Genomic DNA, 20,017 nt, shown 5'->3' on the forward strand with positions numbered 1-20,017 from the left:
GCTGCTGAACAAAAAATGCCCCGCCTCGTGCGGGGCATTTTTTTGCCTGTATCAATCGTGCGGATCAAGATTATCCAGCGCCTGATTCACCGCCAACTCACCCAGCATGATGACCTGCGCAATACCCAGCATCGTGCTGCGTTGCGGACCTTCCAGCAACCCGGCGAAATCACTGGCCATGACGTGCGCCGAGGCGAGTGATTCGCAGGCGTGGGCCAACAGGGTTTCGGTGTCGAGGCCAGGGGTCATCAGGAAGGTGCGGCAGGGTTTGCGGGGAGTGGTGTGAGCGCGGGAAAGTGGGATGTCGAGTCCCGGAGGATCGGGGGTGATCTTCAACATGGGAAAAACTCCTTACACCTATAGATAAGGAGCCATCACCCTCGCTACCAAACGAAGGGTGGCGGCCAATACACAGGTTGGTAGACCGGGGTGTAAGGAATCCGGCGCGCCCGAAAGCGCCCTGTGCATGGCCACCATAAATGCAGCAATGACAAAGCATTGCCCAAGGTGTTGCCTTGCACCTCACACACTCGGGCTACCAAACCCGATCGCTGATATTCAGCGACGGATCACGGTAGTGGCCGAGGACAAGGCGCACAAGTCGGACGATTCTGATGTAGGCGTAGTCCTTTACGCAAGATTGTGACCGCAGGGGTGAGTGACTGGAAATGTCGGCAACGGGCCGCTCACAGATTCGCGAGAAATCACCCAGCACGAACAACCGGCATAAGCGCGGCGTCGCACTGGGTGAACCGGTACTGGATAGATGCGAGGTTTTTTGTGCAGCCGTTCAGACCGCCTGCGGGATCATGGCCGAACCCAAGGCTCGGCTATGGCCAGCGTGATGAGATATCGCTCTTCATTTGGGCGCTTATCGTCTCTAAATCGACCTACCACCAACATCGCTTGGTACTTGCTTCCCGCCTGCCAATAAGAGGTGCCGCTTTTTTTTACACCTCGTAATTGAGCGCGCCATTCGAGCGTGTCGGCAAACGGCGGATCATCTTTGACGCGGATAGGCTTCCAGCCCGCCTTGCGCCACTGGTCTTGTAGGTCCAATACAATCTTGAGCGTGTCATCGAGCAAAAGCGGCTCGATTTGAGGGGACATACGCACACCATCGATTCGCTCATCACGGCCAAATCCAACCGTAAAAAATCGAGCCAATGGCGTTACAAAGCCATACTGAGAATCTATGAAACGCAGCCTTGCATCGGATCGTGGAATATTGAACCAGGCGTGCCCAGAAATTAGAGGTCCGATGCTCGCACTAGAGCGCTTACGCATATCTTCGTAAGGCTCACCAATCACCAGAGCGATTTCCGGCTCGTATGAAACGGCCTTGATCACAATAGTCGCCAACAAAGCTGTGGCTACCATAATCAGGATACGAGCGCGCCAACTCACCTGTTTGAGCCGATTCGCCAGCACAGCTCGAACCCGAATCATGGTTTCACCCACGGCTCGGCGAGCGAGAGGGTAATGAGATAGCGCTCCTCGTTCGGGCGCTTGGGATCATCAAAGCGCCCCACATTCAGCATGACCTGATAAAGATTGGCTGCCTGCCAACGAGTTGTACCGCCCTTCCTCTCATTCTGTAATCGAGCCCGCCAATAGGGCGTGTCAGCAATCGGTGGACGAATAGCTCGCCAACCTTTCTGCCGCCATTGGTCTTGCAACTCCAATATCAGTTTCAGCGTGTCGTCGAGTAGAAGAGGCTCAAGTTGAGGCGACATTCGCACACCGTCGATCACCCCCTCATCGAACATAACAGCGAAAAAACGAGCCTGGGGTGTCACGAAGCCGTATTGAGCATCAATAAATCTTAATCGAGCATCTGACTTGGGGATGTTGAAAGAGGAGCGCCCCGCCACAGCCGGGCCAATGACTGCACTGGATCGCTGACGCATGGCCTCATAAGGCTCGCCAATCATTAAGGCAATTTCTGGATCGCCCGCAGTAGTATTGATTGCCATAACCGCCCACGACAGCACTGCAACGGCAAGGCCTAGCGCTCCAAGCCGAATGCCGATTCGCTTGTTCAAGTTCATCGCACGCCGTAACCGGCAGCGATATCACGAATCGACTGCTCAATTCGATGACGATCAGTTCCTTCTAGAAGGCTATGAAACTGCATTGCGGCCTTTAGTACAAAGGCCATGCGCTGATCAATATCAGACAGGTCAGCCAAGGGGTTACTGCCAAAGCCGATAGTGCGGCTATCGTCAATACGCTGGCACTGACTAGCCAACGTCAACTCAATGGCTTGTGCCGCGCCAGACGGTATACCCGTCACAAAGGAAGCGTGGTTTGCTCGCAAAAGTCTTACGAACTTAACGTCGCTGTACATTGAAGGTTGCAAGATATTGACTTGCTCATGCTTAGCAAGATGTTCAACGCTTTTTGCAATATCCCCCATCTCGACTGCCCGGAAAGTCTGTCTGATTTCCTTGTAATCAGTACCGAACTTTAGCATTTGCCCAATCGGCCAAAGCACAGGAAATTCTTCAATTTCATAGATGTTCTCCCGCGCCTCAAGACACTCCTCAAACGCCCCCAACCCCCTCTCGCTATAAAACAAATGCAACGGATACACATCCAAAAACAGCGTGGTATTACCCAGCGCCAGCATGTCGTGGACGAATTGCAGTTGCTGTTGCACCAGCGATAGCGGTTCGCCGTCGCGCCGCAGGTCGACGCCTGGCACCGGGTTGTTGCTGCGGGCTTGTTCGTAGTCGCGTTGCGCTCGTTTGTCGGTCTTGCCGAAGAGGGTCAGTCCAGGAAATTTCCAGCGCCGCTCAGCGCTATCAATCATGCGTTGTCCTGCCTGGTGCTCGGCCTGGATCTTCTCGATCGACTCCACCGCATGCAACAACCCACACCCCACCTGCTTCGACGCAAACGCCGCCAGCCCTGCCCATTGGAAGCGTGGGTCTTTCAGCCAGAGGTTGGCGTAGGCGGCGTTGATTGCGCGGTTGCGGGCTTTGGGGTCAGCGATGAGGATGCCGCCCGGGGCGACGATGGCTTCGGCGCGCATTTGGTAGCTGCGCCAGAGGTTTTCGCAGAATGGCGTGGGTTGCTCGCTGAACGCTGCCGCAGGCGAGGCGTTGAAGGAGCGCGGGGCGGCGGGAGTGGGGGCGAATGATTGAGTGGCGGCTCGGCTGTGGTCGAACGCCTGGGCATTTTCGAATACTTCCGAGAAGATTGTCTGGTTGGCTTCGAGCCGGGGTGGCGGGTCGCACTTGCAGCGGCAGAGGTCACCGTCGAGGGCGACTTGGCGGCCGTAGAACGAGTTGTTCAGATGAGGACCGTCGAGGGCGATGACGCCGGTGCTGTCGCATTCCGGGCAATAGACTTCATCGCCTGCACAAGCAACGGGCTGGCCTTCGATCTTGAAAAATCCGGTGCCCGTGCGTACGTCGCCGCCGACGGTGGTTTTGGCCCCAACGGTGATGAGGTGGCGCTTCATGCGAAATGTGTCCCTGTCAGATCGAAAGGACGCACGCTAGAAGAGCCAATGCCGGAGTTAAATCAGACGTTTCGTTGCTTGGTGTAGGACGGCTCTGTAAAGCCGGAAACCAAGTGCGCCAATACCTGACTGTCAGCGCACCTGGATCTCATATTCTGACAACCTGCGGCGCCCTAAGGTTTTTCGCGAGCAGGCTCGCTCCTACAGGAGCGGCGGGATGCCGGAGTTACTGAATATCCTCCGGCTTGACGATCACCCAGTTCTTGTCCGCCGTCACCGGCAAGCCTTCTTTGGCCTGGGCCGCAGCGTTTTTGGCCATCATGCCGTTAATCTGGGTCATGTATTTGTCCTTGCGGTTGATCCACAGGTGGATGCCGCCCTTGGCCACGTCGACGCCGTGGAACAGCATGTAGCCATCGCTGGTCGGGGTATCGCCGCCTACCAGCACCGGTTTTTTCCACTCATCGATGTAGGTCAGGATCGCGGCCTGTTTGCCGGCCATCCAGGTCGCCGGGGTCCATAGGTAAGGGGTCAGCTCCAGGCCCAGGTTGGCTTTTTCGTCATACTTGCCGGCGGTGATCTGTTTGCGTGCGGTGGTCAACTCGCCGGTCTTGCGGTCCTTGAGCAGCATCGACACGCCGATGACGTTCTGCGGTTTGACGTTGTAGCCGTATTTCGGATCGGAAGCGACCATGCGCACCAGCTCTTCCGAGGCGGCGGTCATCACATAGACCTCAATGCCGTTTTCCATCAGCTTGTTGTACAGCTCGGCCTGGCCGGTGAAGATTTTCGGCGGGTTGACCTCGATGGTCTTGACCACATCCCCTTCGTAATAGGTGCTCGGCACCGGTTTGCCGGAAGCCATCAGCTCATCAACGTAGCCCTTGAGCTCCTTGAGGGTGAAGCCCGAGAACACTTGCGCGACCCAGGGGTAGCAGACCATGTCGTCGACTTCACAGAGCCGGTAGTAGTAACTGAACAGGCTTTCCTTGTGATCGGCGGTGTCCTTGAACGGCATCAGTTTCAGCGAGGGATCGAGTTTCTCACGGGTGATCAGGCCCTTGTTCTCCATGAACGGCAGCAACGACTCTTCCAGGTCGTAGCGGTAACTGGTGTTGTCCATGTCGAACACCGCGTAGTTACCCTTGTTCGCATTGGCCGCGATCATCGCGTCCAATTGCTTGGCCTGAGCCTCGGGCCAGTGCTTGAGATCAGTGGCGGACACCTGGCCGGCAAGGCCCAGGCACATGGCGACGGCTAACACTTTCGCGGCGACTTTCATGTGCATTTCTCCCTGGATGAAAGCTATCGACGCTAACAAATAAGTGTGACAGTCCTCGTCTGAGCGCGACCGCTTGCGTGCTGATTCCGCCACCGACATAACCCACAGCGCCATGGCCTTATTCCAAAAACGACAGTCGACCTGTCTTTTTGGTATTAATTCATTAGATATCAAGCTGTTAGGCTTGCCGGTTAGCAATCGCCCTTGCATCGCGATTGGCACAAGTCTTTTGGAGTTGTCATGAATCTGCCGCTGATCCTCAATCTGCTGGTGTTCCTCGCCCTGTTGTTCGGCCTGGCCCAGACCCGCCACACCACTTGGAGCCTGGCCAAAAAAGTCCTGCTGGCACTGGCCATGGGCGTCGGCTTTGGCGTCGCCCTGCATTCGATCTACGGTGCTGGCAACCCGATCCTCAAGGCCAGCATTGGCTGGATCGACCTGGTGGGCAACGGTTACGTGCAGTTGCTGCAAATGATCGTGATCCCGCTGGTATTTGCCTCGATCCTCAGCGCAGTGGCGCGCCTGCACAACGCCTCGTCCCTGGGCAAGATCAGCTTCCTGACCATCGGCACCCTACTGTTCACCACGGCGATCGCCGCGCTGATCGGCATTGGCCTGACCAATCTGTTCGGCCTCACCGCCGAAGGCTTGGTGGCCGGCACCCAGGAAATGGCGCGCCTGCAAACCATCCAGAGCGATTACGCGGGCAAGGTCGCCGACCTCAATGTGCCGCAGTTGCTGCTGTCGTTCATTCCACAGAACCCGTTCGCCGACCTGGCGCGCGCCAAGCCGACCTCGATCATCAGCGTGGTGATCTTCGCCGCGTTCCTCGGTGTCGCAGCGCTGCAGTTGCTCAAGGATGACGTGGAAAAAGGTCAGAAAGTGATCAACGCCATCGACACCCTGCAAGCCTGGGTGATGCGTCTGGTGCGCCTGGTGATGAAGCTGACGCCGTATGGCGTGCTCGCGCTGATGACCAAGGTGGTTGCCGGCTCCAACCTGCAGGACATCATCAAGCTCGGCAGTTTCGTGGTGGTGTCCTACCTCGGACTGGGCCTTATGTTTGTGGTGCACGGCCTGCTGGTGGCGCTGGCCGGGATCAACCCGCTGCGCTTTTTCCGCAAAGTCTGGCCGGTGCTGACCTTCGCCTTCACCAGCCGCTCCAGCGCAGCGAGCATTCCGCTGAGCATCGAAGCGCAAACTCGCCGCCTGGGTATCCCACAGTCGATCGCCAGCTTCGCCGCGTCGTTCGGTGCGACCATTGGCCAGAACGGTTGTGCCGGTCTCTACCCGGCGATGCTCGCGGTGATGGTTGCGCCAACTGTAGGCATCAACCCGCTGGACCCACTGTGGATCGCGACGCTGGTGGCGATTGTGACCCTGAGTTCGGCCGGTGTGGCCGGCGTCGGTGGCGGCGCGACCTTTGCCGCGCTGATCGTGCTGCCGGCCATGGGCTTGCCGGTGTCATTGGTGGCGTTGCTGATTTCGGTCGAACCGCTGATCGACATGGGCCGCACCGCGCTGAATGTCAGCGGCTCGATGACCGCCGGGGCGATCACCAGCCAGATCATGCAGCAGACCGATAAAGCATTGCTCGATGCCGATGAGCATGAGGAATTGGCGCACGCCTGAGATCCAGGGTGACCGGGCGGGCCTCTTCGCGGGCAAGCCCGCTCCTGCAATGGGTTGTGAACGGTGGGAGAGGGCCGGGCGGCGTTCCGCTTGCCCGCGAAGCTTTTAAGCTTTCTCCCAAACCTCAAAACTGTACGCCGGCTTGCCATCCTGCGCCGCATTCGGCGTGTCCGACACCAGCTTCCACTGCGCCGCATCGAACTCTGGAAACCACGCATCGCCCTCGGGGCTCAAGGCCACGCGGGTCAGGTACAGCCGGTCGGCGTGGGCCAGGCCTTGGGTGTAGAGCTGCGCGCCGCCAATCAACATCAGCTCGTCGACACCCTGCTCCAGCGCCCATTCCTGCGCCCGCGCCACGGCGGCCTCGAGGGACGGATAGACTTCGGCGCCCTCCAGTTGCAGGTCAGATTGGCGGCTGACCACGATGTTCAGCCGGCCCGGCAACGGCCGACCGAGAGAGTCCCAGGTCTTGCGCCCCATGATGATCGGCTTGCCGAGGGTGGTGGCCTTGAAATATTTGAAATCGCCCGGCAAATGCCAGGGCATGCTGTTGTCGACGCCGATCACACGGTTTTCGCCGAGGGCTGCGATCAGGCTGAGGGGAAGTGATTTTTTCATGGCGCCGAGGATACCAGAGCCATGCTTTCCCCGATAAGCGCCACAGCGGTTATGCTCATTCATTCACCTGAGCGACGGGACGACGCGTGACTGAACTGCACACACTCTGGCTGACCGAAACCATTCGCCTGCGCGAGGAACACGCCGGCGCCCTGGAGGACTCGGAAGCCAACCGCCTGGCCCGAACTGCCGGCGGCGATCTGCCGACACGGATCCAGGCGCGAGCGCTGTGGCTGGCCGAACGCGACGGCCTGAGCAGCGCCCTGCAACACTGGCTGCAAGGCGCGCGACTGGCGCTGATCGTCCTCGCGGCGCTGGCGATCGTCAGCGGCGCCGGCCTGGCCTTTGCCGCCCTCGGCGACGGTCAGAGCCCGGTCAATGTGTTCTGGGCCCTGGGCAGCCTGCTCGGGCTGAACCTGATTCTGCTGCTGAGTTGGGCGTCCGGGCTGATCTTTGCCGGCGACTACGGCGCGACCCTCGGTCGCCTGTGGATGTGGCTCAGCGAAAAGCTCGCCCGCGACGCCAAGGCTGCGCACCTGGCGCCGGCCCTGCTGCTGTTGCTGCAACGGCAAAAACTCAACCGCTGGGTGCTCGGCATGCTGGTCAACGGTCTGTGGCTGCTGGCCCTGGTCAGTGCGCTGGTGATCGTCCTGACGCTGCTGGCGACCCGGCGTTACGGCTTTGTCTGGGAAACCACCATTCTCAGCGGCGCCACCTTCGTCAACCTGACCCAGGCCCTCGGCGCCCTGCCCGCGTTGCTCGGTTTCAGTGTTCCCAGCGAAGCAATGATCCGTGCCAGCGGCGATGCCGCGCTGAACATCGAAACCGCCCGGCAAGCCTGGGCCGGCTGGCTGGTGGGGGTGCTGCTGATGTACGGCATCATCCCGCGCCTGCTGTTGACGCTGCTGTGCCTGTGGCGTTGGAAAAGCGGCCGTGGCGATTTGCGCCTGGACCTGAATCTGCCGGGTTATGCGCAGCTGCGTGAGCGACTGATGCCCAGCAGCGAACGCCTCGGCGTCAGTGATGCCGCGCCGCAACAGTTGCATCAGGTCGAAGGCGGCAGCCATGGGTTGCACAGCGACGGCGCGTTGCTGGTGGGTATCGAACTCGACGACCAGCGCCCGTGGCCACCGGCGCTGCCGAAGACGGTCAAGAACGCCGGCATTCTCGACAGCCGCGAGTCGCGGCAAAAACTCCTCGAACAACTGACCCGCTTCCCGCCGGCGCGGCTGCTGATCGCCTGCGACCCAAGACGCTCCCCCGACCGTGGCAGCCTGGCGCTGATCGCCGAACTGGCGCGCAACGCCACCGCCAGCCGCGTCTGGCTGCTGCAAGCGCCCGCCGGTCAGGCGCTGGACGCCGAACGCCTGGGCGACTGGCACGCCGCACTGAAGCAACTGGGCCTGCCCTTCGCCGATTGCGCACCGATGAACTGGCTGGAGTCGGGTCATGACTGATGCCCATAACAAACCGCTGAAACTGGCCGTGGTCGGTCATACCAATGTCGGCAAGACTTCATTGCTGCGCACCCTGACCCGCGATGTCGGCTTCGGCGAAGTGTCCCATCGCCCCAGCACCACCCGGCACGTCGAGGGCGCGCGATTGTCGGTCGATGGCGAGGCATTGCTGGAGCTCTATGACACGCCGGGACTGGAAGACGCGATTGCCCTGCTCGACTACCTGGAACACCTGGAGCGCCCCGGCGAACGCCTCGACGGCCCGGCGCGGCTGGCGCGGTTTCTCGAGGGCAGCGAGGCGCGCCAGCGTTTCGAACAAGAGGCCAAGGTGCTGCGCCAGCTGTTGGCGTCGGATGCCGGGCTGTACGTGATCGACGCCCGCGAACCGGTGCTGGCCAAGTATCGCGACGAACTGGAGGTTCTGGCAGGGTGCGGCAAACCGCTGCTACCGGTACTGAATTTCGTCAGTAGCGCCAACCATCGCGAACCGGACTGGCGCGACGCCCTGGCCCGCCTCGGTCTGCATGCGCTGGTGCGTTTCGACAGCGTGGCGCCGCCGGAGGACGGCGAACGCCGACTGTATGAAAGCCTGGCGCTGATGATGGAAAGTGCGCGCGGGCAACTGGAGCGACTGATCGCCGACCAACAGGCCCAGCGCCTGGCCCGCCGGCAAAGCGCGGCGCGACTGATCGCCGAATTGCTGATCGACTGCGCCGCCTGCCGCCGCAGCGTGGTCAGTGACGCCGAGCAGGAACAGCAAGCGATCAGCGCACTGCGCAAGGCCATCCGCCAACGCGAACAGCGCTGCGTCGAAGCGCTGCTCAAGTTGTATGCCTTCCGCCCACAGGACGCCGCCGCCAGCGATCTACCGCTGCTCGATGGACGTTGGGGCGATGACCTGTTCAACCCGGAAACTCTCAAGCAGCTTGGCGTCAGAGTCGGCGGCGGGATCGCTGCAGGCGCGGCGGCCGGCGCCGGGGTCGACTTGCTGGTGGGTGGCCTGACCCTCGGCGCGGCGGCATTGGCCGGGGCGATTGCCGGCGGCGCCCTGCAGACCGCACGCAGTTATGGCGGCCGGCTGCTGGGCAAGCTCAAGGGCCAGCGCGAACTGACCGTCGACGACAACGTGCTGCGCCTGTTGGCCCTGCGTCAGCGACAACTGGTGCAAGCCCTTGATCAACGCGGGCATGCGGCAATGGACAGCGTCCAGGTCGCGACGCCTGAAGACAAAGGCTGGCGCGAGGGCAAGTTGCCGGAAGCCCTGAGTCGGGCGCGAGCGCATCCGCAGTGGTCGTCGCTCAATCCACAGGCGAAGCTGAGCCAGGCCGAGCGCCAGGAACAGGTGGAGGCCCTGGCGCAGAAGGTGATCGAGGCCTGATCTCTAGTGAGCCAACACACCCAGCGCCTTGGCTTTCAATGTCGCCAGATCGAGCAGCGGCACACCGATTTCCTTGGCCTGCTCATCCCAGTGGCGCAGGCGCAAGCTGACGGCGCATAGCGGGTCCTGTTCGAACGCCCGCGCTTCACCGGGCGTCATCACCCCGCCCTGGTATTCCAGGGTGCGACGACTGGCTTCGCTCAGGCGCTGGAAGTAACCCGGCTCGGTCAGGGTCAGATAGCGCTTGGCCTGGACGTGATACTCCACCAGCCGCGCCATGCGCTCGCCAAAGCCCAGCCGGCGCAGGTAGTCGGCGCCGAGGCGTTCGTGACTGACCACGCCGAAGCCGCCCATGTTTTCCGCGTTCTCGGCGCAGATGTGCCCGATGTCGTGGAAGAACGCCGCCAGCACCACTTCGTCGTCATACCCTTCGGCCATCGCCAGTTCGGCGGCCTGGGACATGTGCTCGATCTGCGATATAGGCTCGCCGATGTAATCGTTGGCACCGAAGCGTTCGTACAGAGCGAAGACTTCGGCGACCACCTGTTCACTGCGTTGCATCAGCACGCTCCCCATAAGCTCTGGATATTTCGCTCGGCCAGCGCCGGGCCGACGCTCATGCCCACGCCGGTGTGCATCAACGCCGCATGCACCCCCGGCGCGGCCTGCAGGAACGAAAACGGCGCCGGCCCCTTGGCACCATAGACGCCCTGCCAGCGCTCGACCACCTGCACCCGACAGCCGAGGGTCTGCTCGGCCAGTTCGATCATCCAGTCGTCGACCTGCTCGGCGTTGAATGGCGAGGGATCGCTGCCGTAATGGTGGGAGTCGCCGATGATCAGCTCGCCGTGGGGCGTCGGGCTGATCAGCAGGTGAATCCCGTGTTCATCCAGGTACGGCGTCTCGCGCAGAATCTGCGCCCGTACTGCTTGCGCCTGCGGCAGGTCAGCGAAGGCGCCGTAGTGCACGCAGCTCAGGCCGGTCAGCACGGCATGCTGCAGGTTGAGCGGGGTCTGCGGCCGGGCGCGGAGCATTTGCAAACGGCAGACCTGCGGCTTGAGCGCGGCAAGCGGCTCGGCCAGCAGGGTTTGATAGTCGTGGCCGGAGCAGACAATGATCTGCTCGCCGCTGAAGCTGCCGGCGGTAGTGTGAACGCGGCCGGGCTCGACCTCGCGTACCAGGGTGCTGAAGTGAAATTCCACGCCCAGTTCGCGACGCAGGAAGTCGATCAGCGCCGGGATCGCTTCACGGGAATACAGTTGCTGGTCGTCGAGACCGTGCAACGCCGCACGGTGATGGCTGAACTGCCCGTCGTACAAGGCATGCAGGGCGGCACCGCGCAGCAGTTTGACGCGGTAGCCATGTTCGATCGCCCGACCATCGCAGAAGGCTTGCAGCAGTTGCTCTTCGGCTTCGCTGCGAGCAAATAGATAAGAGCCGTTGCGCTTGAGCTGCAGGCCGGCGACTTGCGCCCAGTGGCCCCAGATCTCGCGACTGGCTTGGGCCAGTTGCAGCATTTGCCCGGGTGGCTGGCCGGTGATCAGGGCCTGGCCGAAATTGCGCACTGAGGCGCCAAGGGGCGTGGCAGTGCGTTCGAAGACGCGGACCTTGAGACCGCGTTTGGCCGCAGCGTAGGCATGGGACAGGCCGAGGATGCCGGCGCCAATGATCAGCAGGTCGTTGTGGTGGGTCATGTAGTTTTTGTCCCAAATTCAGGACCTTTTTCGCTGGCAAGCCAGCTCCTACAGGGGTTTGCATATTCCAGAAAAATTGCACACGACGCAAAACCCGTAGGACCTGCCTTGCCAGCGATGAGGCCCTATCAGCCAATAGAGAGTTTACTTGGCAGCCACTTTCTCGGACTTGCCGTCATAACGCTTGCGCCATTCGCTGAGGATCTCGTCGCGATTCTTCGAGGCCCAGGCGAAGTCGTTCTTGATCAGGCGCTGCTCGTAGTCAGCCGGCAGTTCGGTCTGCGGCTTGGCAATCCCCGGTTGGGCAAGCACCGCGAAGTTCTCTTTGTAAAGCTCCATCGCCGCGGGGCTGGCGGAGAAGTCGGCCAGTTTCTTCGCCGCCTCTTCATGAGCGGTACCCTTGATCACGGCGGTGGCTTCGATCTCCCAACCCAGGCCTTCTTTCGGCAGGATGATGTCCAGCGGCGCGCCTTGGCGCTTGAGTTGCACGGCCGGGTATTCGAAGGAAATGCCGATCGGGAATTCGCCGGCAGCCGCCAGCTTGCACGGTTTGGAGCCGGAGTGAACGTACTGGCCGATGTTCTGATGCAGGTCATCCATATACTGCCAGCCCTGCTTCTCGCCGAAGGTCTGCAGCCAGGCGCTGACGTCGAGGAAACCGGTACCGGACGACGCCGGGTTCGGCATGACGATCTTGCCCTTGTACTCGGGTTTGGTCAGGTCCTGCCAGCTCACCGGTTTGCTCAGGCCCTGCTTCTCGGCTTCGACGGTGTTGAAGCAGATAGTCGCAGCCCAGACGTCCATGCCGACCCAGGCTGGCGGGTTGGCGGCGTCGCGGTAGTTCGCGCCGATCTTGCCCAGGTCCTTGGGCGCGTAGCTTTGCAGCATGCCTTGCTGATCGAGGATCGCCAGGCTGGACGCTGCCAGACCCCAGACCGCATCCGCCTGTGGTCGGGCTTTTTCAGCGAGCAACTTGGCGGTGATGATCCCAGTGGAGTCACGCACCCACTTGATCTCGACGTCCGGGTTGGCCGCTTCGAAAGCCTGCTTGTAGGTCTTCAGTTGCTCGGCTTCCAGCGCGGTGTAGACAGTCAGCTCGGTTTTCGCAGCGAACGCATTGAAGCTGAAAGCGGTGAGGACAGCAGCGGCTAGAGCCAGGGGCTTGAACATGGTGCGGTTCCTTTTGAGTGCGAAGCAGGGGTTGAGGAAATCAGTGGCCGGGCGCGGTCAGCCGCCAGGCCTGGGAGCGGCGCAGCAAACCGCGCGAAGCACAGGCCAGGAGCAGGGACACGCCCACCGAAGTGATCAGGATCAAAGTCGACATGGCGGCAGCTCCGCCGACGTTGCCGGCGTCGTCCATGTTCAGCACCGCTACCGCCGCGAGGATAGTGTCGGGGCTGTAGAGGAAGATCGCTGCGGAAACGGTGGTCATCGCCGAGACGAACAGGTAGCGCACGATGTCCAGCAGCGCCGGCAGGCAAATCGGCAGCGTGACGCGCCAGTAGTGGCGATACAGCGGGGCCTTGAGCGACAGCGCGGCGGCTTCGAATTCCGCATCGAGCTGACGCAGAGCGGTGGTCGCGGTCATCTGTGCGGTGGTCAAGTAGTGGGCAATGGTGCACACCACCAACAGGGTCATGGTCCCGTAGAGCACATGCAGCGGGTTGCCGTTGAGGTTGAAGAAAAAGACGTAGCCCAGGCCCAGCACCAGACCCGGCACTGCCATCGGCACGAAACTGAGCATACGCAAGGCCAGGTTCAAGCCGCGTTGGCCCTTGGTTTTTTCCATCAGGTAGGCACCGGTGAAAATCACCACGCTACCAATCAACGCCGTGCACAAGGCCATCTTCACGCTGTTGCCGTAGGCCAGCCAGCCGCCGCCGGCGGTGTCGCCAAATTGGTAGTGCTTCAACGACAGCGACAGGTTGTAGGGCCAGAACTTGACCAGCGACGAATACACCGCCATGCCGAACACCAACAGCAGTACCGCACAGATCAACAGCACCACCGCCAGGTAGCAGCTATCCCGCAAGCGCGAGGGTGTCGGCTGGAACACCTGGGCCCGACCGCTCATGGAATCACCATGACGACGGCGCAACCAGGCATCAACGGCGAAGCTGAACAGCGCCGGCAGCAACAGCACCATGCCGATCAAGGCACCACGGCCGAATTGCTGCTGGCCGACCACCGCCTTGTAGGCTTCCAGCGCCAGCACCTGATAGTCGCCACCGACCACCACCGGCACACCAAAATCAGTGATGGTCAGGGTGAACACCAGGCAGAACGCGGCGAACACCGCCTGACGCGTCGCCGGCCAGGTGATACTGCGAAACGCCTTGGCCGGACTGGCGCCCATGCTCGAGGCGGCATCGAACAGCCGTGCATCGGCCAGGGACAGCGCCGAGAGCAGGATCATCAAGGCATGGGGAAAGGTGTAGATGACCTCGCCGAGGACAATACCCCAGAAGCCATAGATGTTGTCCGAGAACAGCCCGCGCAACAGACCCTGGTTGCCGAACAGGTAGACCAGCGCGATCCCGGGCAGCATCGACGGCGCCATCAATGGCAGCAACGACAGGCCACGCCAGACCGCCTTGCCGGGAATCAGCGTGCGTTGCAAGGCGTAGGCAAACAGGTAGGCCAGCGGTACGACGATGGCGGCGACGCTGAACGCGACCTTCAGACTGTTACCGAGCAACCAGTGAAAGTTGGCACTGCTCAGCAGTTCCCGGGCCGCGACCCAGCCACCGCCCTGCCCTGCATCGTTACTGAAACCACGCCAGAAGATCGCCAGCAGCGGCATCAACACCGCAACGCCGAGCAAACACAGGAGCAGCAGCTTGCCGCCGACCACGAACAAACGATCACCGATTTCAGCACGGGAGCTCTGGCGAGTCTGCTTGTGCGCCAGCGGCAGGGCAACGGGCGCGCTCATCAGGCAAACACCTGCAGGCTGCGCGGCGGCAAGGCAACCATGATGTCCTGGGCGCCAAGGCGCGGCATGGCTTCAGGCGCCAATTCGGCGAGCAGTGCATGACCCGGCAGATGGTTGAGTTCGAAGCTCATCCGGCAGCGATTGCCGAGGAAAGTGATTTCGCGAACCTTGGCCGGGAACAGGTTTTCCTCGTGCACCGCCGGGTTGACGCTGATCGCTTCCGGGCGGCAGAACAAGCGCCCCGACGCGGCCTTGGCGCTGTTGTCGGCCAGGCGTACCGGCATGCCGCCGACCTGGGCGTGGCTGTCGCTGCTGCGCTGGAACGGCAACCAGTTGCCCTGGCCGACGAATTCGGCGACGAAGGGGGTGGCCGGACGGTTGTAGATTTCCTGCGGGGTGGCGTACTGCTCGACCTTGCCGTTGTTCATCACGGCAATCCGGTCGGCCATCAGCATCGCCTCGTCCTGATTGTGGGTGACCATCAGGGTGGTGATGCCGAGGTTGCGCTGCAATTGACGCAACTCGGTACACAGATGCTCGCGCACCCGGGCATCAAGGGCCGACATCGGCTCGTCGAGCAGCAATAACGAAGGGGCTGGCGCCAGGGCGCGGGCCAGAGCGACGCGCTGCTGCTGGCCGCCGGACAACTGGCCGGGGAATTTCTTCTCGCTGCCGGTCAGGCCCACCAACTCCAGCATCTGCGCGACACGCTTGCGCACTTCGTCGCGACCACTGCCGGCCAGGCCGTAGGCAATGTTGGCTTCGACGCTGAGATTGGGAAATAGCGCGTAGGACTGGAACAGAATGCCGTAGTCCCGCGCCTGGGGTGCCAGCAACGAAACGTCGCGCTCACCCAGGTAAAGCTCACCGCGGTCCTGACGCTCAAGGCCAGCGATACAGCGCAGCAAGGTGGTCTTGCCGCAGCCCGAAGGCCCGAGCAGACACACCAACTCGCCGGCCGCCACGTCCAGCGACACATGATCCAGCGCGGTAAACGCGCCGAAGCGTTTTTCGATACCGCGCACCCGCATCGGGATACCGGGGTGGGTCAGGGCTGTGGCGACGGAACGGTTCATGGACGGACCTCATCTGGCAGATGCAGGCCATCCTAGGGAGCGAATGCTTACTTCATGTGGCAGTGAGGCAAAAATTGCCGATAGTGGTATTGGGCGATTTGGGTTTACGCATTCGCGGGCAAGCCCGCTCCTACAGGCGCCATCTCCTGCGCCAACCCCAGAAACGCCGCCGGTAAGCGCGCATTCTTGCGCTCCTTGAGGCAATACAGGTATTCGGGAATCTGCGGCGCATTTTCCAGGGTCAACACCCGCAGTTGCGGATCGTGAGGCACTTCCTGGCGGGCGATGATGCTGATGCCGATATTGCGCAGCACCGCCTCACGGATCGACTCGCGACTGCCGATTTCCAGCAACGGACCAAAACTCACACCGGCGCCGGCCAGCAATTCTTCAGTCAGGCGCCGAGTGGTGGAGCCCGGCTCACGCATCAACAAGGTATGCCCGACCAGCGCACTCAAAGGCACATGTTCACGCACCGCCAGCGGGTGGTTGCGGTGGACGGCCAGCACCAACGGATCGGAGCCGAGTACGCGGCGAATCAGGCGTGCATCTTCCACCAGTTGCGACGACGCGGCGAGATCGACCCGGTAGTCCTCCAGCGCTTCGAGAACCTGCTGCGAGTTGCCGATTTCCACCGCCACCTCTACCTGCGGCAGGCGCTCGCGGAAGGTTTTCACCAGGTCGAGAATGTAATAAGGCGCAGTGGCGGCGATGCGCAGTGCGCCCTGGACCTGGCCACTGTTGCGCAGGAAAAACTCGATATCCGCTTCCTGTTGCAGCAGCGCCTTGACCATCGGCAGCAACCGCGCGCCCTCATCGCTGAGGCTGAGCCGGCGCCCGCCGCGATAGAACAACTCGACTGAGTACTGACTCTCCAAGTGGCGAATCTGCGTGGTCACCGTGGGTTGGCTCAGGCCGAGCTTTTTCGCGGCGAGGGTGATACTGCCCAGACGCGCGACCATATAAAAAGCCTTCAGCTCGGCACTCAGCACATCACCCTCACTTCGTTTACTTGCGCAGCAGGCGCAGACCGTTGAACACCACCAGCAGGGCCACGCCCATGTCGGCAAACACGGCCATCCACATGGTGGCCAGACCGAAGAAGGTTACCCCAAGAAAGATCGCCTTGATGATCAATGCCAACGCGATATTTTGCGTGAGGACAGTCGAGGTCTGGCGTGACAGGCGAATGAATGCAGGGATTTTGCGTAGATCGTCGTCCATCAGGGCGACATCGGCGGTTTCAATCGCAGTATCGGTGCCGGCTGCAGCCATCGCAAAACCGATCTCGGCACGGGCCAGCGCCGGAGCGTCGTTGATCCCGTCGCCAACCATGCCGACCCGATGCCCCTGGGCATACAGCGCTTCGATGGCCTTGAGTTTGTCGGTCGGCAGCAAGTCGCCCTGGGCCTGATCGATGCCCACCTGGGCAGCGATGGCCTGAGCGGTGTGCGGGTTATCGCCGGTGAGCATCAGGGTTTTCACCCCCAACGCATGCAGTTGCTGGATCGCCTCGCGGCTGGATTCCTTGACTGTATCCGCCACGGCAAACAGCGCCAAGGGACCTGAGTTGTCGAGCAACAGCACCACGGTCTTGCCCTGTTGTTCCAGCGCGAAGAGTTTTTCTTCGAGGGCCGGTGAACACAGGCCGAGCTCTTCCACCAAGCGATGGTTACCCAAGTGGTAGACCTGCCCGTCGATTTCGCCGCGCACTCCGCGCCCCGTCAGCGCTGCGAAGTTATCCACAGTGCGCAGCGCCATTTGTTTATCCACAGCAGCGTTGGCGACGGCCAGCGATACCGGGTGGTCGGAGCGTCCGGCGAGACTGGCGGCCAGTACCTGAGCGGTGGCTTCGGCGGTTGGGTCGAGCGGCAGATAATCGGTTTGCACCGGCTTGCCGTGGGTGATGGTGCCGGTCTTGTCCAGCGCGAGATAATCGAGCTTGTAGCCGCCCTCCAAGTACACGCCGCCCTTGATCAGGATGCCCTTGCGCGCCGCCGCCGCGAGGCCGCTGACGATGGTCACCGGGGTCGAGATCACCAGCGCGCACGGGCAGGCAACCACCAGCAATACCAGGGCGCGGTAGATCCAGTCGAACCAGGCGGCGCCCATGAACAGCGGCGCAATCAACGCCACGCCCAGGGCGAAGACGAACACCACCGGGGTGTAGATTTTCGAGAAGGCGTCGACGAAGCGCTGGGTCGGCGCACGTGCGCCCTGGGCTTGCTCGACGGCGTGGATGATCCGCGCCAGTGTCGAGTTGTTGGCCGCCGCGGTGACCTTGTATTCAAGGGAGCCGGACTGGTTGATGGTGCCGGCAAAAACCTTGTCGCCGACGGTCTTTTCCACCGGCAGGCTTTCACCGGTGATCGGCGCCTGGTCGATGGTCGAGTTGCCCGCCATCACTTCGCCATCGAGGCCAATCCGCTCGCCGGGACGCACCCGCACCAAAGCACCCAGCTCGATGCTTTTGGCTTCCTGTTCGACCCAGCTGCCATCAGCCAACTGCACCGTGACCTTTTCCGGGGTCATTTGCATCAGGCCGCTGATGGCATTGCGCGCCCGGTCCAGGGACTTGGCTTCGATCAATTCGGCAACGGTGAACAGGAACATCACCATCGCCGCTTCCGGCCATTGGCCGATCAACACCGCGCCGGTCACCGCGATACTCATCAGCGCGTTGATGTTCAAGTTGAGGTTTTTCAGGGCAATCCAGCCCTTTTTGTAGGTGCCCAGGCCACCGCTGAGAATCGAGATCAGCGCGATGATCGCCACCACCCAGTTTGGCGCGGCGTTGGTGAAGTGGATCACTTCAGCGGCCAGCGCGCCGACACCCGAAAGCGCCAGCGGCCACCAATGTTTTTTCGCCGGCAGCGGACGGCTGTCGTCAGCGGCGCCCTCCTCGATCGGCTCAGCGTGCATGCCAATGGCCTTGATCGTCTCGATGATCGGCGCAGTGTTCGGCAGGTCGTGGGTCACCCCCAGCACCCGGTTGATCAGGTTGAATTCCAGTTGCTGCACCCCGGCCAGCTTGCCGAGCTTGTTCTGGATCAGCGTCTGCTCAGTCGGGCAGTCCATGGCTTCGATGCGAAAGCGGCTCAGGCGCGCGCTTTCAGTCACCGCCTCGCTGATTTTCACCAGCGCCGGCGACGCAGCCGAAGAACAGCAGGAACCGCCGTGACTGGCGTGATCATGGGGCTTTTGCACAGGCTGCAATTTTGCGCCGTGGCTGTGGGGGTGTTGGTCGCCGGGGGCGTGGGTGTGCCGGGAGTCGCTCATTGGGTCGCGTCCATGAAGGTGCCTGTTGCCAAGTAAAGACCCTGTAGCCACTATAGGGTCAAGCACCCTTTTGGAGATCGTTGCGATGAAGATTGGAGAACTGGCGAAACTGACCGATTGCGCGGTCGAGACCATTCGCTACTACGAGCGCGAAAACCTGCTGCCGGAGCCGGCCCGCAGCGACGGCAATTACCGGGTCTACACCCAGGCCCACGCCGAGCGCCTGACCTTCATCCGCAACTGCCGCACCCTCGACATGACGCTGGAGGAAATCCGCAGCCTGCTGGCCTTGCGCGACAGCCCGCAAGACCAGTGCGAAAGCGTCAACGCGCTGATTGATGAGCACATCCATCACGTCAAGGCACGGATCGACGGCCTGCTCGCGCTGCAGGCGCAACTGCTCGACCTGCGCCAACGCTGCAGCGAAGGGCCGGATATCGAACAGTGCGGAATCTTGCAGCGGCTGGAGGTCAGTGGCGGGGTCGTGGCGACCGAGGTCGAGCATTCACATGTGGGGCGCAGTCACGGGCATTGAGAGTTGATCCACACCCCCACAGGTTTTACACCCACAGGGTTATCCCCACAGGTTTAAGGATTGCAGCTCAGACCGCCATCGGCGCGGTCATCGGCGCGTGGTGCTGGTAGCCTTCCAGCGAGAAATCACTCGGCTCCACCCGTTCCAGCCATTCCGGTTGGTACACGCCGGTCTTGGCGAACTCCGGTACACGGTCGGAAATCACCAGCTTGGGCATCGGGAACGGTTCACGGGTGAGCTGTTCGTTGAGCATGTCCAGGTGGTTCTCGTAGACGTGCGCGTCACCAATGAAATAGGTGAACCAGCGCGGCGTGTAGCCAGTCAGGCGGCCGACCAGGCTCAGCAGCGCGGCGCCCTCGGTGAGGTTGAACGGCGTGCCCAATGGCTTCATGCGACACCTATGATGCACACTACGAATGTATCCTTGAGCAATATCTGTATCATCTCGTAGTGCAGAATTATAATTGCACATTACGTGAGAAATAACAAGCACTTACCTTCATTCATTGCGCATGCATTTGCGGGCCTTACCCACGTTGACGCCCAGGAAAATGTGTCGCTATGCCAACACTTGTTGATGGCCTCCGATACCCCTAGATCCACCGATCTTCACGTAGGCCCGTCTCGCCCACGGGCTAGTGACTCCGAACGTGTCCGTACCG

The 20,017-nt window shown here is 61.5% G+C and carries 18 protein-coding genes; 4 read left to right on the forward strand and 14 right to left on the reverse strand.

Annotation, left to right across the window (positions count from 1 at the left end):
• Positions 1 to 51: 51 nt before the first annotated feature.
• The 5 genes from KW062_RS27715 to KW062_RS27735 all read right to left on the reverse strand — a co-directional run bounded on the left by KW062_RS27715 (position 52) and on the right by KW062_RS27735 (position 4,751).
• The gene (locus KW062_RS27715) at positions 52 to 339 is read right to left on the reverse strand and encodes a DUF6124 family protein (protein ID WP_105753690.1); all 288 of its coding nucleotides are present in this window, start codon (positions 337 to 339) and stop codon (positions 52 to 54) included.
• Between the two features lie 468 nt (positions 340 to 807).
• Positions 808 to 1,449: a hypothetical protein gene (locus KW062_RS27720; RefSeq protein ID WP_105753689.1), complete on the reverse strand. Its 642-nt coding sequence runs from the start codon at positions 1,447 to 1,449 to the stop codon at positions 808 to 810.
• Positions 1,446 to 2,051 (reverse strand): hypothetical protein, encoded by a 606-nt coding sequence (locus tag KW062_RS27725; protein WP_105753688.1) that lies wholly within the window; start codon positions 2,049 to 2,051, stop codon positions 1,446 to 1,448. Before KW062_RS27725 ends, KW062_RS27720 begins: the two co-directional genes overlap by 4 nt.
• Positions 2,048 to 3,469: a PAAR domain-containing protein gene (locus KW062_RS29085; RefSeq protein WP_256350852.1), complete on the reverse strand. Its 1,422-nt coding sequence runs from the start codon at positions 3,467 to 3,469 to the stop codon at positions 2,048 to 2,050. Before KW062_RS29085 ends, KW062_RS27725 begins: the two co-directional genes overlap by 4 nt.
• Positions 3,470 to 3,695: 226 nt before the next feature.
• Complete coding sequence (locus KW062_RS27735) at positions 3,696 to 4,751, reverse strand: phosphorylcholine phosphatase (protein WP_027616970.1); 1,056 nt, start codon at positions 4,749 to 4,751, stop codon at positions 3,696 to 3,698.
• Between the two features lie 240 nt (positions 4,752 to 4,991).
• Between KW062_RS27735 and KW062_RS27740 the strand changes: the two genes are divergently transcribed.
• The gene (locus tag KW062_RS27740) at positions 4,992 to 6,383 is read left to right on the forward strand and encodes an L-cystine transporter (protein ID WP_027616969.1); all 1,392 of its coding nucleotides are present in this window, start codon (positions 4,992 to 4,994) and stop codon (positions 6,381 to 6,383) included.
• Between the two features lie 105 nt (positions 6,384 to 6,488).
• Here the strand turns inward: KW062_RS27740 and KW062_RS27745 are convergent, their stop codons facing one another.
• The gene (locus tag KW062_RS27745; protein ID WP_027616968.1) at positions 6,489 to 7,001 is read right to left on the reverse strand and encodes a dihydrofolate reductase; all 513 of its coding nucleotides are present in this window, start codon (positions 6,999 to 7,001) and stop codon (positions 6,489 to 6,491) included.
• Positions 7,002 to 7,087: 86 nt separating this feature from the next.
• Here KW062_RS27745 and KW062_RS27750 point away from each other — a divergent pair, with 86 nt between their 5' ends.
• Complete coding sequence (locus tag KW062_RS27750; protein WP_105753687.1) at positions 7,088 to 8,458, forward strand: DUF2868 domain-containing protein; 1,371 nt, start codon at positions 7,088 to 7,090, stop codon at positions 8,456 to 8,458.
• Positions 8,451 to 9,836 (forward strand): GTPase/DUF3482 domain-containing protein, encoded by a 1,386-nt coding sequence (locus KW062_RS27755; RefSeq protein ID WP_027616966.1) that lies wholly within the window; start codon positions 8,451 to 8,453, stop codon positions 9,834 to 9,836. Before KW062_RS27750 ends, KW062_RS27755 begins: the two co-directional genes overlap by 8 nt.
• A 3-nt stretch (positions 9,837 to 9,839) precedes the next feature.
• Here KW062_RS27755 and KW062_RS27760 read toward each other — a convergent pair whose 3' ends face one another.
• From KW062_RS27760 to KW062_RS27790, 7 genes are all read right to left on the reverse strand, one after another.
• Positions 9,840 to 10,397 carry a phosphonate degradation HD-domain oxygenase gene (locus tag KW062_RS27760; RefSeq protein ID WP_105753686.1) on the reverse strand — a complete coding sequence of 186 codons (558 nt, stop codon included), beginning with the start codon at positions 10,395 to 10,397 and terminating at the stop codon, positions 9,840 to 9,842.
• Entirely contained in the window at positions 10,397 to 11,530 is a 1,134-nt protein-coding gene (locus KW062_RS27765; RefSeq protein ID WP_105753685.1) for a TIGR03364 family FAD-dependent oxidoreductase, read from the reverse strand. Before KW062_RS27765 ends, KW062_RS27760 begins: the two co-directional genes overlap by 1 nt.
• Positions 11,531 to 11,674: 144 nt before the next feature.
• Positions 11,675 to 12,700, reverse strand: a complete 1,026-nt coding sequence (locus tag KW062_RS27770) for a putative 2-aminoethylphosphonate ABC transporter substrate-binding protein (protein ID WP_027616963.1) — start codon at positions 12,698 to 12,700, stop codon at positions 11,675 to 11,677.
• Between the two features lie 40 nt (positions 12,701 to 12,740).
• Positions 12,741 to 14,465 carry a putative 2-aminoethylphosphonate ABC transporter permease subunit gene (locus tag KW062_RS27775; RefSeq protein WP_105753684.1) on the reverse strand — a complete coding sequence of 575 codons (1,725 nt, stop codon included), beginning with the start codon at positions 14,463 to 14,465 and terminating at the stop codon, positions 12,741 to 12,743.
• Positions 14,465 to 15,541, reverse strand: a complete 1,077-nt coding sequence (locus KW062_RS27780) for a putative 2-aminoethylphosphonate ABC transporter ATP-binding protein (RefSeq protein ID WP_027616961.1) — start codon at positions 15,539 to 15,541, stop codon at positions 14,465 to 14,467. Before KW062_RS27780 ends, KW062_RS27775 begins: the two co-directional genes overlap by 1 nt.
• A gap of 104 nt (positions 15,542 to 15,645) precedes the next feature.
• The gene (locus KW062_RS27785) at positions 15,646 to 16,533 is read right to left on the reverse strand and encodes a LysR family transcriptional regulator (protein WP_027616960.1); all 888 of its coding nucleotides are present in this window, start codon (positions 16,531 to 16,533) and stop codon (positions 15,646 to 15,648) included.
• A gap of 16 nt (positions 16,534 to 16,549) precedes the next feature.
• Positions 16,550 to 18,820, reverse strand: coding sequence for a heavy metal translocating P-type ATPase (locus KW062_RS27790; RefSeq protein ID WP_105753683.1), 2,271 nt, complete (start codon positions 18,818 to 18,820; stop codon positions 16,550 to 16,552).
• A gap of 85 nt (positions 18,821 to 18,905) precedes the next feature.
• On the opposite strand from KW062_RS27790, the gene cadR reads away from it, so the two are divergent.
• On the forward strand, positions 18,906 to 19,355 hold the full coding sequence (gene cadR, locus KW062_RS27795) for a Cd(II)/Pb(II)-responsive transcriptional regulator (protein WP_027616958.1): 450 nt from the start codon (positions 18,906 to 18,908) through the stop codon (positions 19,353 to 19,355).
• Positions 19,356 to 19,422: 67 nt separating this feature from the next.
• Here cadR and KW062_RS27800 read toward each other — a convergent pair whose 3' ends face one another.
• Complete coding sequence (locus KW062_RS27800) at positions 19,423 to 19,827, reverse strand: thymidylate synthase (protein WP_256351155.1); 405 nt, start codon at positions 19,825 to 19,827, stop codon at positions 19,423 to 19,425.
• Positions 19,828 to 20,017 lie beyond the last annotated feature (190 nt).

Source organism: Pseudomonas fluorescens, from assembly GCF_019212185.1.
GTDB lineage: Bacteria > Pseudomonadota > Gammaproteobacteria > Pseudomonadales > Pseudomonadaceae > Aquipseudomonas.

What these genes read in the sequence shown, in the direction of transcription:
- KW062_RS27715 (WP_105753690.1), bottom strand. Translation starts at nt 339, where the DNA reads ATGTTGAAGATCACCCCCGATCCTCCGGGACTCGACATCCCACTTTCC.
- KW062_RS27720 (WP_105753689.1), bottom strand. Translation starts at nt 1,449, where the DNA reads ATGATTCGGGTTCGAGCTGTGCTGGCGAATCGGCTCAAACAGGTGAGT.
- KW062_RS27725 (WP_105753688.1), bottom strand. Translation starts at nt 2,051, where the DNA reads ATGAACTTGAACAAGCGAATCGGCATTCGGCTTGGAGCGCTAGGCCTT.
- KW062_RS29085 (WP_256350852.1), bottom strand. Translation starts at nt 3,469, where the DNA reads ATGAAGCGCCACCTCATCACCGTTGGGGCCAAAACCACCGTCGGCGGC.
- KW062_RS27735 (WP_027616970.1), bottom strand. Translation starts at nt 4,751, where the DNA reads ATGAAAGTCGCCGCGAAAGTGTTAGCCGTCGCCATGTGCCTGGGCCTT.
- KW062_RS27740 (WP_027616969.1), top strand. Translation starts at nt 4,992, where the DNA reads ATGAATCTGCCGCTGATCCTCAATCTGCTGGTGTTCCTCGCCCTGTTG.
- KW062_RS27745 (WP_027616968.1), bottom strand. Translation starts at nt 7,001, where the DNA reads ATGAAAAAATCACTTCCCCTCAGCCTGATCGCAGCCCTCGGCGAAAAC.
- KW062_RS27755 (WP_027616966.1), top strand. Translation starts at nt 8,451, where the DNA reads ATGACTGATGCCCATAACAAACCGCTGAAACTGGCCGTGGTCGGTCAT.
- KW062_RS27760 (WP_105753686.1), bottom strand. Translation starts at nt 10,397, where the DNA reads ATGCAACGCAGTGAACAGGTGGTCGCCGAAGTCTTCGCTCTGTACGAA.
- KW062_RS27765 (WP_105753685.1), bottom strand. Translation starts at nt 11,530, where the DNA reads ATGACCCACCACAACGACCTGCTGATCATTGGCGCCGGCATCCTCGGC.
- KW062_RS27770 (WP_027616963.1), bottom strand. Translation starts at nt 12,700, where the DNA reads ATGTTCAAGCCCCTGGCTCTAGCCGCTGCTGTCCTCACCGCTTTCAGC.
- KW062_RS27775 (WP_105753684.1), bottom strand. Translation starts at nt 14,465, where the DNA reads ATGAGCGCGCCCGTTGCCCTGCCGCTGGCGCACAAGCAGACTCGCCAG.
- KW062_RS27780 (WP_027616961.1), bottom strand. Translation starts at nt 15,541, where the DNA reads ATGAACCGTTCCGTCGCCACAGCCCTGACCCACCCCGGTATCCCGATG.
- KW062_RS27790 (WP_105753683.1), bottom strand. Translation starts at nt 18,820, where the DNA reads ATGAGCGACTCCCGGCACACCCACGCCCCCGGCGACCAACACCCCCAC.
- cadR (WP_027616958.1), top strand. Translation starts at nt 18,906, where the DNA reads ATGAAGATTGGAGAACTGGCGAAACTGACCGATTGCGCGGTCGAGACC.
- KW062_RS27800 (WP_256351155.1), bottom strand. Translation starts at nt 19,827, where the DNA reads ATGTGCAATTATAATTCTGCACTACGAGATGATACAGATATTGCTCAA.